The 15,488-nt window shown below is 44.8% G+C and carries 11 protein-coding genes and 2 pseudogenes; 11 read left to right on the top strand and 2 right to left on the bottom strand.

All coding sequences use genetic code 11. The annotated features are described in order from the left end of the window. The first annotated feature begins 40 nt into the window (after positions 1-40). From MHB80_RS25865 to MHB80_RS25835, 7 genes and pseudogenes are all read left to right on the top strand, one after another. Complete coding sequence (locus MHB80_RS25865; RefSeq protein ID WP_341279652.1) at positions 41-1,975, top strand: carbohydrate-binding protein; 1,935 nt, start codon at positions 41-43, stop codon at positions 1,973-1,975. Between the two features lie 261 nt (positions 1,976-2,236). Further along, positions 2,237-4,139 (top strand): annotated as a pseudogene (locus MHB80_RS25860) (MMPL family transporter); the annotation flags it as partial. Between the two features lie 18 nt (positions 4,140-4,157). Next, positions 4,158-4,484, top strand: a pseudogene (locus tag MHB80_RS25855) (sensor histidine kinase); the annotation flags it as partial. 15 nt (positions 4,485-4,499) lie between these two features. Beyond that, positions 4,500-4,937 carry a hypothetical protein gene (locus MHB80_RS25850; RefSeq protein WP_341279651.1) on the top strand — a complete coding sequence of 146 codons (438 nt, stop codon included), beginning with the start codon at positions 4,500-4,502 and terminating at the stop codon, positions 4,935-4,937. Between the two features lie 86 nt (positions 4,938-5,023). Next, positions 5,024-5,788: an AAC(3) family N-acetyltransferase gene (locus MHB80_RS25845; protein ID WP_341279650.1), complete on the top strand. Its 765-nt coding sequence runs from the start codon at positions 5,024-5,026 to the stop codon at positions 5,786-5,788. Between the two features lie 338 nt (positions 5,789-6,126). After that, entirely contained in the window at positions 6,127-7,815 is a 1,689-nt protein-coding gene (locus tag MHB80_RS25840; protein ID WP_341279649.1) for a diguanylate cyclase, read from the top strand. A 171-nt stretch (positions 7,816-7,986) separates the two neighbouring features. Continuing rightward, the gene (locus MHB80_RS25835; RefSeq protein ID WP_341279648.1) at positions 7,987-8,139 is read left to right on the top strand and encodes a hypothetical protein; all 153 of its coding nucleotides are present in this window, start codon (positions 7,987-7,989) and stop codon (positions 8,137-8,139) included. Between the two features lie 989 nt (positions 8,140-9,128). On the opposite strand, the gene MHB80_RS25830 is transcribed toward MHB80_RS25835, so the two are convergent. Further along, positions 9,129-9,986: an SDR family oxidoreductase gene (locus MHB80_RS25830; protein WP_341279647.1), complete on the bottom strand. Its 858-nt coding sequence runs from the start codon at positions 9,984-9,986 to the stop codon at positions 9,129-9,131. Positions 9,987-10,142: 156 nt separating this feature from the next. After that, positions 10,143-10,559, bottom strand: coding sequence for an Rrf2 family transcriptional regulator (locus tag MHB80_RS25825; RefSeq protein WP_341279646.1), 417 nt, complete (start codon positions 10,557-10,559; stop codon positions 10,143-10,145). 158 nt (positions 10,560-10,717) lie between these two features. On the opposite strand from MHB80_RS25825, the gene MHB80_RS25820 reads away from it, so the two are divergent. From MHB80_RS25820 to MHB80_RS25805, 4 genes are all read left to right on the top strand, one after another. Next, positions 10,718-11,890 carry a TerD family protein gene (locus MHB80_RS25820; protein WP_341283080.1) on the top strand — a complete coding sequence of 391 codons (1,173 nt, stop codon included), beginning with the start codon at positions 10,718-10,720 and terminating at the stop codon, positions 11,888-11,890. A gap of 479 nt (positions 11,891-12,369) precedes the next feature. Further along, a complete protein-coding gene (locus MHB80_RS25815; RefSeq protein WP_341279645.1) occupies positions 12,370-13,257 on the top strand; it encodes a sugar ABC transporter permease in 888 nt (295 codons plus the stop codon). Positions 13,258-13,275: 18 nt separating this feature from the next. Then, positions 13,276-14,133 (top strand): carbohydrate ABC transporter permease, encoded by an 858-nt coding sequence (locus tag MHB80_RS25810; RefSeq protein WP_341279644.1) that lies wholly within the window; start codon positions 13,276-13,278, stop codon positions 14,131-14,133. Between the two features lie 56 nt (positions 14,134-14,189). After that, entirely contained in the window at positions 14,190-15,464 is a 1,275-nt protein-coding gene (locus tag MHB80_RS25805) for an extracellular solute-binding protein (RefSeq protein WP_341279643.1), read from the top strand. The last annotated feature ends 24 nt before the right edge of the window (positions 15,465-15,488 follow it).

Here is a 15,488-nt window from a genome sequence, read left to right as displayed (position 1 = left end):
AGAGGCAGGGTACGTACGAATTGAAGGAGGATATGGAGCTATGAAAAAGAAGTTGAGCGTATTTTTATTAGCTTTTGCTTTAATATTGAGCTGTCTGCCAGAGATGTCTGTATTTGCGGCCAGTACGACCATTGCAAAAAATGTAGGGAATTCCAACCCGCTGATTGACCATCATCTAGGGGCAGACCCCTTTGCATTAACCTATAACGGAAGAGTCTATATTTATATGTCTAGTGATGACTATGAATATAATAGCAACGGAACCATTAAAGATAATTCTTTTGCTAATCTGAATAGGGTGTTCGTTATATCTTCAGCAGATATGGTGAACTGGACAGATCACGGCGCAATTCCGGTAGCAGGTGCAAATGGAGCAAATGGCGGTCAAGGCATTGCAAAATGGGCGGGTGCTTCTTGGGCTCCGGCTGCGGCAATGAAAAAAATAAATGGCCAGGATAAATTTTTCCTTTATTTTGCAAATAGTGCCGGAGGTATCGGCGTTCTCACAGCAGACAGCCCGATTGGGCCATGGAGCGATCCATTAGGAAAAGCACTGGTTACAACCAATACACCTGGCATGTCCGGCGTTGTTTGGCTTTTTGACCCGGCCGTATTCGTAGATGACGACGGCACAGGGTACTTGTATGCCGGTGGAGGCATCCCTGGCGGTTCAAATCCAACGCAGGAGCAAAGGGCTAATCCAAAGACAGCCAGAGTATTGAAATTAGGCGCTGATATGACCAGCATTGTTGGCAGTGCATCCATGATTGATGCGCCGTTCATGTTTGAGGACTCAGGCATGCACAAGTATAACGGAGTATATTATTACTCCTATTGCATTAATTTCAGCGGTACGCACCCCGCCGATAAGCCTAGTGGTGAAATCGGCTATATGACCAGCACGAGTCCGATGGGGCCTTTTACGTATGCAGGACATTTCCTGAAAAATCCAGGCTCATTTTTTGGTGCAGGAGGAAATAACCATCACTCTGTGTTTAATTTAAACAACCAGTGGTATGTGGTATACCATACTCAAACGGTCAGCCATGCTCTATACGGAGCAGGTAGAGGCTATCGTTCTCCTCATATCAATAGACTTGTGCATAATGCGAATGGATCGATTCAGGAGGTTGCAGCCAATTTTGCAGGCGTGTCGCAGCTTGCCAATCTCAATCCCTATAACCGGGTAGAGGCTGAAACGATTGCCTGGAATGGACGCATTTTGACGGAGAAAACTTCAGCAACAGGCGGACCAGTAAGTAATCTTCACGTAACGAGCATTAACAATGGGGACTGGGTCGCTGTAGGAAACGCCGAATTCGGTTCAAGTGGAGCTACTACCTTTAAAGCAAACGTAGCCTCTACCGTGGGCGGGAAAATTGAAGTGCGTCTTGACAGTGTAACTGGCCCGCTTGTCGGAACGCTTAATGTACCTTCCACAGGTGGAGCGCAAAACTGGAGCGTAATTGAAACGGCTGTAAGCGGTGCAACCGGTACTCATAACGTCTTCCTAGTATTTACTGGGGCTGGCACAGGCAACCTATTTAATTTTGATTACTGGCAGTTTACACAAAATGCTATGAGCACTGGTACTTCTTATGAAGCAGAGACAGGCACTATACTGACCAACTCTTTAGTTGAAGCCATTCATACCGGCTACAGCGGCAGCGGATATGTTAACTTCAATGCTACAACTGATGCGGCTATTGAGTGGAATAATATCAACGCTGCAGTTGCAGGTACTAAAAATGTCAAGATCCGGTATGCATTGGAAACAGGTACGAGAAATTTAGATGTTTATGTCAACGGTACGAAAGTGATTAGCAATGCTGCCTTTACAGCAACCAGCGGCTGGGGAACTTGGGTCGAGAAGACGATTCAGGTACCTATGAACAGCGGAACTAATAGTTTAAAAGTGGTCACTACAGGTACAGAAGGGCCAAATATTGATAGCATAAATGTTTCGGCTCAGTAATTATTATGGCAAAAAGGCTTCGTCTCCTTTACATGGGGGCGAGGCCTTTTTGTTATGAATTCTAATCAGAACGATAGATATCCAATCGTTGTTGCGTAGGAGTTCTGATTAACGAAGTGACGCGCCCGGTGTTCAAGCGATTCGTGTGGCGGCTACGTATATTTCAAAAAGTTTATTTTGAGTTTATATGAAGAGAATATAATGCAATACGTAGCCAAAAGGTTTATTCGTATAGATAAATCTGAAATCAAGGAGGAAATAATGAATACTTTATTAAGGTCAATAACAGATTGGGTTTCGACAAAGAGGGGCATGTGGATCACAATTATCGTTTGGCTTGTTCTCATGATTGGTTTAAGTGCTGGACCCAAAATTAAGTGACTACAAAGTGACGAACTTTCAGTCATTACCGAACGAAGCGCAATCCATCATCGCTAACGAAAAGCTCGAACAGTATTTTCCAAACGATCAGGGAACACCTGGGATTCTCGTCTTTCATAAGGAAAACGGGAAAATAAATTTGGACGAAGTAGCACAAATTATGGATGCGATTCTAGCTGCTGATGTGGCTGGCATAGACGAAATCATTAATATTGCCAATCTGCCGCCTCAAGCGTTAGAAGCCTTTAAATCTGAAGACAAATCAACAATGATTATTCCGATGACATTAGACGCCGCTGCTGACAGTCGTCAGATCGGAGAAACCGTTGATAAAGTTGCAGAGATCGGAAACCAAGCAGCGCAAGGATTTACTGATACCCAATTTCGAATAACAGGACCTGCTGGTATTGTGGGTGATACGTTAAAGCTCTTTGAGCAAGCGGATTTTGTGTTAATAATGGAAACGATCGGAATTATTTTATTGCTTCTAATCGTTATTTACCGTTCACCTTTATTAGCGCTCATCCCATTATTAGCAACAGCGATTGTATATCAAGTTGCTAACCAGGTCATTGGCTTAATGGGGGCAGGCGGATTAGAAATTAATAACTCGACAACCTCGATTATGAGTATCCTGCTGTTCGCAGCTGTTATTGACTATTCCCTATTCGTATTCTCACGCTTCCGGGAGGAGTTGAATCATCACGAAAGCAAATATGATGCTATGAAGCATGCGATGCGTGCTACAGGTAAGCCCGTATTTCTAGCAGGTGGTACTATATTCGCAGCCATGCTTATTTTATTTTTGGCGAGCTTCCGTGATTACCAGAATTTTGCACCCATTTTCGGTACGACAATGGCAATCATAATGTTAGCATCGATCACACTATTACCAGCATTATTCACAATGTTCGGTCGCAAAGCATTTTGGCCTAACGTACCTAAGTTTGGCAAATCTAATGAAGTGAAGCATGGTTTCTGGGGTCCTGTGGCTAAGCTTGTAGTAAACAAGCCAGGACTATCAGGTGGTATTGTTGGGATTATTATGCTTGTGACAGCACTCAATGTATTTAACTTAAACTATGAGTTTGATACTGTGAAATCATTCCCGAAAGACCTACCATCTCGTGAAGGATATGAAATTGTTGAAACCCAATATAAAAAAGGAGAATTAGCACCGACTTCGATCTTGATAACAAGCGATAAAACAATATCAGAAGATCAAATCGAAGCACTTCGTTCGAGATTGCTTAAAGAGGATAACGTTGCATCTGTTAGACTGATTGGTATAACGGAGGATACAAAATCTCTAAAATATAGCATGACGCTTGATTTTAATCCTTATTCAGTCGAAGCGATTGATTTAATCAAAGAGCTACGTAATGGTAGCGATGACTTATTATCGGATGTTAACATAACTGGAGAAATTCATTATGGTGGTGTTACACCGAAGCTAGTTGATGAACGTGATGCTAATAACCGCGATTTATGGGTGATCGTTGTACTTGAAACGTTACTAATACTCGTATTATTGTTCGTATTGACCAAATCGCTTAGAATGTCAGCTTACATGATGGCTACGATTCTGATTTCATTCGTATCTGCATTAGGACTAGGTATATTCCTAATTGATGTATTATTCGGATACGATGCGGTGAGTACGCGTGTTCCTGTGTATGCCTTTATTTTCTTAGTCGCTCTTGGTATTGATTATAATATTATTTTAGTGTCACGATTCTTAGAGGAACGTAAAGCACGAAAAGTAAAGGAAGCGTTAGAAGTTTACCAGGGTGATAAGAGCTTATTAGAGACGGTGTGGGATAACTTATTTACTAATGCATTAAAATATAATAAACCGAATGGTTCCATACAAATTGAGATGGAAGATTGCGGTCCTTACGTGACCATTCAATTCAAAGATACCGGGATAGGTATTAAAGAAGACGAGCTTTCGCATGTGTTCGATCGCTTCTACCGAGCAGAACCTTCTAGAACGGAAGAAGGCACAGGTCTTGGTTTGACGATCGTTAAACAAATTGTTGAATTACATGAGGGGAGAATTCAAGTGTCAAGTAAGCTTGGCGGTGGAACTTGTGTATGGATTACATTGCCTAGAAATGAACTTTGAAAAGGAGTGGACATTTTGGTAATTTACAGTAAATGGTTAATTCGTATTTCTGCAGTATATGCTTTGATCGGCGCAATGCTCGGATCGGATATAGCGGGGAGAAAAGACTATACAATGGTTCCGGGTCACGCCCATATTCTAGTTGTCGGCTGGTTAACTCTTTTTGCATACGGTATTTTCTATTATGTATTTAAAGAGATCGACATGAAAAAAACAGCTAAATTACATGCTTGGTCCAGTCTGATTGGAGGCGGACTAATGCCGCTCAGTATGCTCCTGTACAACAAGATGGAGAACACGGTTACAATGATTACGTTTATTACGACAGCATCGATATTGTTATTCGGCATATGTCTCTTCACCATCCTTTTATTTTTTGATAAAAAAATATTTCAAAATAAGAGCAATAAAGTGACCCCCGGTTCAATAACTAATAAACGGGGAGATTTATAGTTTTCTATTAGCCGTCAGAGTGATACATCGAACCCTATCACAATTAAGGGCAAGTTTTGATATAATGGCGGGGGAGGGTGAAAAACATGCATACGATAGAGAGCTTAATGAAGCAGCTAGAGCAGCTAGGCATTGACGGCCAGGGGACGCTGCTCGTCCATTCTTCGATGAAAAGTATTGGGCCTGTCGACGGTGGCGCAGATACTGTCTTAGATGCGTTAACCGCTCATATGAAGGATGGGCTGTTGGTGTTGCCCACCCATACATGGTCCTACATTAATGCGGATAATCCGAAATTTTACGTTGATCGTTCCCCTTCCTGCGTCGGAATACTGCCCGAGCTTTTTCGCAAGCGGCCTGGTGTGGTGCGTTCGCTGCACCCCACTCATTCGGTGGCAGCATTAGGTAGAGATGCTATAGAGCTCACAAACGACGATCATCGTTTCGATACGCCCTGCGCTAGAGGCTCCGCTTGGGGGAAGCTGCTCGACCGCAGGGCGACTATATTGTTAGTTGGGGTCGATTTAAGGCGCAATACCTTTATTCATGGTGTCGAAGAATGGGTGGACATACCGGGCAGGTTAACGGATGACCATGAGCTGCTTTACACTATTTTAGCCGATGGAACAGAAATTTCTGTGCCTTCCCGCAGACATTGCGGGCTGTCGTGGTCGCAGCATTTTTGGAAAGTAGATGATATACTGGAAAGTGAAGGCGCTATGCATAAGGGGCGGCTCGGCGATGCGGTTGTAAGGGTTTGTGATGCGGCTGCGGTAGCGAGAGTAATAATTGGCATGCTCAAAGACAATCCCGATTTGTTTTCGGATAATAATCCCTTGGATCATCACTAATAGAATGTATGAAGGGGCTGTCCGGCAACGGATGGCTCTAGGGCGCGAACCGCGAAAATCTTCTAAATCTATCCCCAAAACAACCTCTTCTCTCTCATAGCTTAAGTCATAAACGTCCCATTCATGGGCAAATTCAAAGAATGTATGAAGAAATCGGTCAGAGGATGGTTGGACTGCCATTGTGTGGGCTAGCTGACTGTCTTTACTGTGTGATAAGATGTGGTTAATTTAACCAAGCTAATGATTTGGAGAAGTATTTTTTAAAGGTTCATTTAAGCGTCATGGATTATGCTATTTCTATAATATTGTAGTCGTCGAATCAAAAAAGGAGAAGATTTGTGAGCCCATTAGTATGGTATGATCTCTTTTTATTCCTCCTATTGTTTGCTTTATATGTTTATGTTTTTGCTACCGTGAGGATTACGAACTTACATAAGGTGTACTTTTTATTTCATTTTTTAATGATGCTTTGGCCACTGTGCCAGATTGCTATAGATCTGACCACTGATCCGCTGCTGCAGTTGTTCTATGTGATTTTGTCCTTTGTCGCACTCTCTTTGCTCGGAAGCGGCTGGCTGCTGCTTACTGTCTTTCTTACCGGAAATGCTGATAAATTAGGAAAAAAAAGCTTGTTTCTGCTGTTTGCTCCAGCGGTTATCGCAGCAGTTGGCGTGGTCATTAACCCGAATAATCTTTTTGTGACTCCGCTGGAGGGCGGTTACGTTCATCGAGCATACGGCACATGGTTTTGGATAGTCATCACTATTCTAGTGAGCTACTTCTTTGCTTCTCTCTTTGTATTGTTTGGGGCATTGAAGGCTTCCAAAACGTCACCAATGATTAGAAAGCAAGTGAAAGTAACGTTGTGGGGAATATTCGTGCTTGCTATATTTGCAGGTATTGATGCCATTCTTAATGTGGTCCTAAGAGAGTGGCTGCCAATCATTCCGGGCTTTACTTCGATGGGTATTTTTCTTTCGGATTTATTTTTCGTATATGTCATTAAAAAATATAATGTGTTTGATCTTGTCTCCATCGCTCATGAGGATGTGATCAACACGCTTCCATATGGCATACTTGTGCTGGATGATAATGAAACTATTATTGAAGCCAACAGATCTTTACGAAATTATATGGATTTAAATGTAGGTGATTATTTTGATATGGAGTTGTTGCTGGGGTCTGTTCGTGTTGAGGGCAGCAGCAAGAGGTTTCTCGAACGTTATAAGCGAAAAGAAAATACATTGTCTCAAATCGAAATTATCGATGAGCGAGACATTGTGCGTCATTTTATCGTACAGGCTTCTCCGATTGTCGATTCTTACCGAATGCAGATTGGTCATATCATTACGTTTCAGGATGTCTCGCAGGAGCGCTTTTTTGTGAAAGAAATGAATCGGCAAAATGAGGTTCTTCAGGAACGAAATCATGCACTTGATCGCATTCGCAATGAGCTGTCCACAGCTAATCAAAAGCTTGAAGAATTAGTTCTTACGGACAGTTTAACAGACTGCTACAATCGACGTTATTTGACGCAGCAGCTGATGCATGAGGTTATAACCAATATTCAATATAAAATTCCGTTTTCACTTATCCTTTTTGATATTGATTTCTTTAAATCAATTAATGATCGCTACGGTCATGTAATTGGGGATGAAGTTCTTTATCGTACGGCTCAAGCCGTCAAACAATCCATTCGTGGGACCGACATTCTAACTCGCTATGGCGGGGAAGAATTCATGATCTACCTGCCGCATACAGAACGCCAGTTGGCCAAACAATTAGCGGAACGAGTGAGATTAGCGGTAGAGTCGAACGACATTTTAGTAGATCATGAAATCGGAGAGGTTTCCATTACGGTAAGCGTAGGGTTTTTATCCATTGAAGACTTTAATCTTCAGCATGTACCGGACAATCCAGAAGGGTATTTAATTCAACTTTTTGCCGCCGTCGATAAAGCCCTTTATCAGGCCAAGCAAAATGGACGAAATCGAATCGAATTTGCCGATGTTCAGAGTGTTTCTTAAATGAAAGGAATCAACAACAGATAGATGAGGCCGCTGCTTAAGCAGACGGTCTTTCGTATTATCAGGTTAGCCAGAATATTCTGGTTGGCCTTTTTTTATTTTGCTCAAGTAACGGGTATCAAGCTATGAGGGGACTATAAATGTTAGAACTAATGAAGAATAGTCATCAGGGTGGAACGATACAGCCGGCAAGAAGTGAAATTTTATACGACCGTTGAGATCGCAGATCTTCAAAAAGAGGTTGACGAGCTATCGAGGAAATATCGGGAATTGGACTTCAAGATCCAAGAGAAAAACTGGAGCACGGATGTACTGGATATTTAAACAAGTTGGTAACCGAAATCATACAAGCGAGCACAACCCGCCAACGGGTAGTTGGACCTCCGAAGTAGATGCAGGGCCAGATCTACAAGATATAACGAATTAGCCCAATAATGTAACAAGAGTGCGCGTTAGCATGTAACTAGGCTGTATATGGTTTAATGTAACTACCACGTGCTGATGTATGGATAAGGTGAGGGTGGGCTCGGGGACTTGTTCCATTTTTTGTTGATGAGACAGCTGGCATTTGCTGGACTGTCTCTTTTTTTGTTTGGATGACGAAGAAGCTCGAACACCTATAGCCCAATAAAGACACTATTCATTTCACATTTGAAATCTATATGCGGGGGAACCATGAAAAAAAGAATTCGAAAAAAATATTATAAGCATTACCTCTAGTTATTCTCCCTTATCGGCAGAAAAACCACATCTACGTTAAGGACAGGAATGGTCTAGAAAAATGGAGGGTACAACAGGGGCAACAAAGAAGCGTTTGCAAGCCGGAGCTGGGGTACAGCTCCTTGCTTCGCGCTTATTCAAGCCCAATTTTATCTGACGATTCAAGCCCAAAGGACCGCAGTTTGCGATGGTAGTCTGAGATCTCAACGCTCGGGATGCTCACTGCTTTTTTTCTGAGGACAGAGGTTCCGCTATTCTGGTTTTTGACCTGGTTTTGCGTCTTTCGCGGACAGGAAATCCGTTAACGGCCTCCTCCTCCCGTCAAAATGGCCATTTGCAGAGCAATAGCGTCTCCTGAGTCCGCGGACTGTGCCATTACCCTTGATTTTATTGGAATAGCGGCTGCTGTGTCCGCCAAGTCTAGCTTTGTACAGGGAGTATCCCGGCAATCCCCGGAAACAAACGAACAGCATCAAGCTGTTGATTGCCGACTATCTAAATGTAAAACGAGTCTGTCCCGGAGGTCATTTCTGACCTGTCGAGACAGACTCGTTTCATTTGCTTGCCCTGCCTATCCTATTAGCCACAATAGCTTAACGTCCAGAAAGAGCGGAAACAAATGCGCTGAGTGGAGTAGCTGGACGGCCAAGCAGCGTTTCCAGATCATTGCTCTCTACATCGAGGGAGCCTTCGCGGATTGGAGCTTGTAAATCTACAATCATCGCTACGACAAAATCAGGAAGCCCTGCTTGCGTCAAAGCTTGGCCGAATGCAGCGTCGTCTACATCCACGACGTTGATTTCTTTGCCCAATGCTTCACCAGTGATGGCTGCAAGCTCAGCTTGCGTACGCGGCTTGCCCGACAGCTCGTAGACCGTATTGTCATGGCCCTCGCCAGCTAGAACAGCCGCAGCCGCTTCAGCATAATCGCTCCGTAATGCATAGCCTGCACGCGCAGTGCCAGTGGCATTCAGCCAAGGTGCTCCGTGGATGGCGCCCTGTACGCTGCCAGCTTCGTTTTCAGCATACCAGTTGTTACGCAGCAGAGAATATGGAATTCCCGTTGCAAGAATCGCTTCTTCCGCAGCGCGGTGGACTTCAGCGAGCGAGAGCGTGCTCTTATCTGCTTTGGCAACACTTGTGTAAGCAATGAAGCCTACGCCTGCTTTTTTGGCGGCATCGATAGCGGCTTGATGCTGGCGAATACGTGTAGCATTATCTGCATCAGCGGAAACGATCAACAAACGGTCCACACCAGCAAATGCTGTATCGAGGGTTTCGGGCTGATCAAAGTCACCGTGGCGTACTTCAACACCTTGTGCTTGTAAATGCGCAGCTTTTTCTGGCGTACGCACACTTACCGCAAGCTGTTCAGCAGGCAGGTTTTTTAATAAAGTATCGATGACGAGGGAGCCAAATTGTCCAGTTGCGCCAGTTACTAAAATTTTCATGATTCATTCCTCCATTGGTTGGGTTTGTGTGAAATAAAACGGGATTCAATGATTGAAATCCCCTTATAGCCTAGCTTTAGTTACTTTTGAAACCTTCACTGTTATAACCTAAGTAGTTACAACGAGGGCGTAAAAAAGCCATTGCAAGAGCTTTTTTTAACAAACTTGTCCCAGTATCTTCGCAATGCTAACGCTGCTCAATCTCTGCTCCATAGCGGCTTGAGCTTCAGTCAGTTCTGCCGTAAGGGAGGCTTCAATGGTTCTGCCTACAGGGCATCGCGGGCTAGGATTTGGATGAAAATGGAACAAGGGTCCCTCATCAATGACTTCAACCGCATTGTACACTTCCAATAAGCTAATAGATGCGGGGTCTTTCAATAGAGTAGCACCACCAACACCGGGCCGGACATTAATCAAACCGGCTTTTTTCAGCTGGGCCATAATTCTTCGGATGACGACGGGATTCGTATTTACGCTGCCAGCAATCATATCCCCAGTGCAATCTCCCGGCATAACAGCAATCAACGTCAGAATATGGACTCCCATCGAGAAGCGGCTGCTGAATTGCTTCATTGTTATCACCACCGTTGTAACCATAATAGTTACTTCTTGACGGAATGTCAATCCTGTTCTTATTCTTTTTGTGTTCTGGTTATTTGCCTATAGACTTTGATTCGTATGATATACTAAAAATGTGTCATTTTGTAAAATTGGAGATCGATAAGGAGCGGTTGTTGATGATCCTAGCAAAAGGTCAAAAAATCGATGTTACAAAAGGTCGCGGGATTTCCGATATTGTAATGGGGCTTTCTTGGCAGACCGCAGATCCAGCAATCGATATAAATGCATCAGCTTTCCTCTTAAATCAAGCAGGTGTATGTGCCAAGGATGAAGATATGATCTTCTATAATCAACCGTTCAGCCGGCAGCATGCCGTTGCACACTCAGGTCCGGCGAATGGAGATCGAGAGCTTATAAAAATTTCGGTAGGCAAGGTACCGAGTGATATACATAAAATCGCGGTAACACTCACTATTCATGATGGGGAATCGCACGGTCAAGCCTTTTCGCAAGTTCGCAGCGCCGTCGGGCGAATCTATAACCCAATCAACGGCGAGGAGATAGGTAGATTCAACCTCGGAGAAGGCCTTAGCAAAGAAACAGCTATCGTTGTTGGCGAATTTTATCTCCATAAAGGAGAGTGGAAGTTTAGTGCCGTCGGAAGCGGGTTTGAGGGAGGGCTCGCCGCTCTTGTTAGCAGCTTTGGACTCAAAGTATACAGCGAATCACATGCGGAAGTGGCTGCTGCTGCTGAACCCGCTGTTTCCCCGGCCAAGCCGCACCAACTGCTAAAAGTGGAGCTCAAGAAGAAAGAAAGCATTAACATTCAAAAGTCATCCAAGGTTACGGCGACTCTAGAATGGCAAACGGATAAGGATTTGGATTTGTATTGTTTTTATGTAACAAAGGACAAGCAGGTTGGCAAAATCTATTATCGCAATTTGGGATCACCACATACTGCACCGTACATTCAACTGGATGGGGATGCTATGGGACATGGGAAAGAAACGATTGTTATTCATCGGCCGGAAGCGTTAAGCTACGTTTTATTTGCTGCCTATAGCGCATTAAGCAATGGCGCAGGCAGCTTTAAATCGATGAAGGTTCGCGCAATTGTTGATAATCATCAGGGACAAACCGTAACAGCACCACTGCTCGAGAAAAACGATTACGCCTATTGGGTGGCAATCGCCCATATCGATTTCACAGATGCCAAGCAAATGCGAGTCAGTCACGTTGAAAAATACTCCAAAGACGGGGTGGAACGCAGTCCGCTTCTATATGAAAAAGGCGATTTTAAAATGGATGTCGGCCCAGAAGAGTTCAAGGATGATTGGGACTGAGGTTCCGCTATTCTGGCCTTTTATGCGGTTTCAGGCAGTATGCGGACAGGAGATCCGTTATTGGCCTCATTATCCCCTCGAAATAGCGATTGTTAACCCAATAGCTGCTCCTGAGTCTGCGAACTATGCCATAATCCGTGATTCGGTTGAAATAGGGTCTTCTGTTTCCACCAAGCCATCGATCGGGATCAATCGGGAATACGATTGAAGCGGGCTGCTTCTATCAGGATTTAGCGGGATTACGTTTCTATCCATGGCCTGCAATAGCCGGCACCAACTAAAAGCATTATCCCAAACAACTGCATTCAGACGAATGCGGTTTTTTGTTGTATTCCCTCGCCCTGCCGGACGAACCAATGAAAGTGCTATTTTACCTAATCATCGTGTCATTACAATGATTTATGTCATTGATAAAATAATGAAAACGGATACAAAAAAGCAAGGCATCATGCGCATTAAGCTAGGAGAGGGTGTTACGGATGAACGAAACAGGCGCCGGACGCTTGGGCAGCAGGTTATTTTTCATGGGACCTGCGCTGTTGATTTTTTTGGCAGTTATTATTGTGCCGATCAGTATGAGTATTTATTATAGCTTCTTCCAGTGGGACGGAGTTTCGGCAAAGGTGTTCAACGGAGGAGACAATTTCATTCGGCTGCTTCAAGATCCGGTTCTATGGACCTCGCTCAAAAACTCAGTGTTATTAACGTTGGGAGCGCTTTTCATTCAACTGCCAGTCGGTTTGTTTTTTGCGATTGTGCTGGGCTACAAGCTGAGAGGATCAAATTTTTTGAAAACGATTTATTTCACACCGGTTATGCTGTCTACAGCCGTGCTTGGCATTTTGTGGGGGCAAATTTACGACCCGAATTTCGGGCTGCTGAATAGTTTGCTTATGCAGCTTGGGCTCGACAGCTGGGCACATGCCTGGCTCGGAGAGGAAGCAACGGCGCTAGGGTCGGTTATCGCGGTTGTCGCTTGGCAGTTTATCGGCTTTTATATTATCGTCTATATCGGCGCGCTTCAGGGCATCTCGGAAGAGGTACTGGAGTCGGCACGGGTAGAGGGCGCTGGAGAGTGGAGAATTATTTTCAGCATTCAAATCCCGCTGATCTGGCCGACCATTACGTTCACGGTGCTGAACTGTGTGATCAATTCTTTGAAATATTTCGACCTGATCTATATTATGACGGGCGGCGGGCCGAATAATAGCAGCGAAGTGCTAGCAAGCTATATGATGAAAAATGCATTCCGCATGATGGACTTCGGCTATGGCAGCACCATCTCCACCTTCCTGCTGCTGTTCGGATTGTGCCTCGCATTTATTATTTCCAAGCTTCTGAGCCGTACAGGCGCCAGATTCCAATAAGAGAAAGGAGAGATGAAGGTGAGCGCGACTCAAACGATGCAGCCAGCGGGGACGCGAGGCAAAGGCTTTTCCCGATTGCTGCTGTATGTGCTGCTTCTGGTCCATCTCGTATTTACAGGATATCCGTTCGTATGGATGGTCATTTCGTCATTTAAAACCAATAAGGAGTATTTCGCCAACCCTTGGGGGCTGCCGGAATCGTGGCATTTTGATAATTTTGTGCAGGCCTGGAACCAAGGCATCAACGGCTATTTGTTCAACAGCCTGTACATTACCTTCTTCTCGGTAGTCGGGCTGCTGGTCGTATCGACGCTGATTGGCTTTTACTTATCGATTCGGCCGTTTAAGGGCTCGAAGCTGCTGCTGGGAGCATTTTTCCTCGGCATGCTGATTCCGATCCACAGCACCTTGATTCCACTGTTTACGATGGCGAACAAGCTGGGGATTTATGATTCGTTCTGGGCATTGTTTTTCCCTTATATCGCCTTTAATCTTCCGGTCGCTGTCTTTATCGCCCATGGCTTCTTTCAGGGCGTGCCGAAGGAGCTGGAGGAAGCGGCCATGATTGACGGCTGCTCGATTTATCAGACGTTTTTCAAAGTGTATTTTCCGATTGCGAAGCCTGTGCTGGCGACGATTACGATTCTCTCCTTTTTCAACATTATGAATGATTTCGTCTTTCCGCTCGTCATGGTATCCAAGGAATCGCTCAAAACGCTGCCGCTCGGCCTCATGATGTTCAAGGGCAACTTCAGTGCCGATTATTCGCTGATCAGCGCGGCATTGGTCATCACGACAGCTCCTATCATTATTTTATACATGTTTCTGCAAAAGTATATTCAAAAGGGGGTTGTAGCGGGCGCGGTTAAAGGCTAATAGGGACATCTAATTATGAGCTGCGGCATTCGACACTATCCAAGGGGGAAACAAATATGAAAAAGGGTCTTATCTTATTGTTGGCATTGATGATGGTAGTAATGGCAGGCTGCTCCAGCGCTGGAAACAAGGCAGAAGGCGAAGGGACGAAGGCAGGAGCGGGCGAGGTAACGAAGCTGACCATGTGGAGCATGGAAACGAGAAACAAGGCTATTATTGAAAAATCAATCAAGCAATTCAACGACGAGCATCCGAATGTGGAGCTTACGGCCGAGTTTTTTGAAGACGAAGCTTTAAAAACCAAAATGAAAGTAGCGATTACAGGCAACCAGGTGCCGGATATTATTACGTATTGGAGCGGTGAAACCTTCGATACGCTCGTGTCTAACAGTATGCTGGGCGATATTACGGAGCCGCTGAATAAGGATGAAGCGTTCAAAAACGATGTGCTTAATGGCGGATTGGAAACTTTCTCTTACGAAGGCAAAAACTACGGCATTCCCGTTCTGTTCAGCGGAGTATCCCTATGGTACAACAAGCAAATTTTTGATGAAAATGGTCTGACTCCTCCGACAACCTATGCGGAGCTGCTAAGTGTTGTGGATCAACTGAACGCTAAAAATATCGTTCCGATTACAGTCGCAGGCAAAGACCGCTGGCCGGTTCTGCACTGGTTTTCTTATCTGGCACAGCGCATCGGCGGCATGGAGCCGTTCGAGAAAGCGAAAAATGGCGAAGCTGATTTCACACAGGACAGCTTTGTAAAAGCAGGCGAAATGCTGCGTGAGCTTGCTGTCGATCACAAAGGCTTCATCAATGGTTTCCTTGGTCTTGATTATGCAGCAGCGGAATCGCTGTTTACGAACGGCAAAGCTGCCATGTATCTGCAAGGTGAATGGGCAATGAACTCCTTCCTCGATGGCGACTTTGCCGATAAAGTAGGCTTCGTGCCATTCCCGACCGTAGATGGCGGCCAAGGCGGCATTAACACTTACCAAGGCGGCTTCGGCGCAGGCATGGCGATTTCTTCCAAGACGAACCAAGAAGCGGCTTATGAAGCGATTCGTTTCCTTACTGACTCGCTGCAGCGGAAGGAAATTAATGAAGGCGCGAACATCAGCCCAATGAAAAACCCAGGACTTGAAGAGGCAAAAATGAATCCGCTGGCGTTTGCCTACGATAGCTCCATCAGCAGCAGCTTGGAAGGCTTCTTCAGCTACTATGACCAAGCGCTGGACGCGAAGCGTGCCGAGCAGTTCCTGAATTCGGTCGGCGCGATCGTCGGCCAAAATGCAAGCAGCGTTAAAGACGAGCTGGCGAAAATCAAGTAACAGCGGTCAGAGCATGTGAGACAG

The sequence above is a fragment of the Paenibacillus sp. FSL H8-0537 genome (assembly GCF_038051995.1).
Taxonomy (GTDB): Bacteria; Bacillota; Bacilli; order Paenibacillales; family Paenibacillaceae; genus Pristimantibacillus.
The sequence above is the reverse complement of the archived record's forward strand: the minus strand, read 5'-3'. Positions and strand labels throughout refer to the sequence as shown.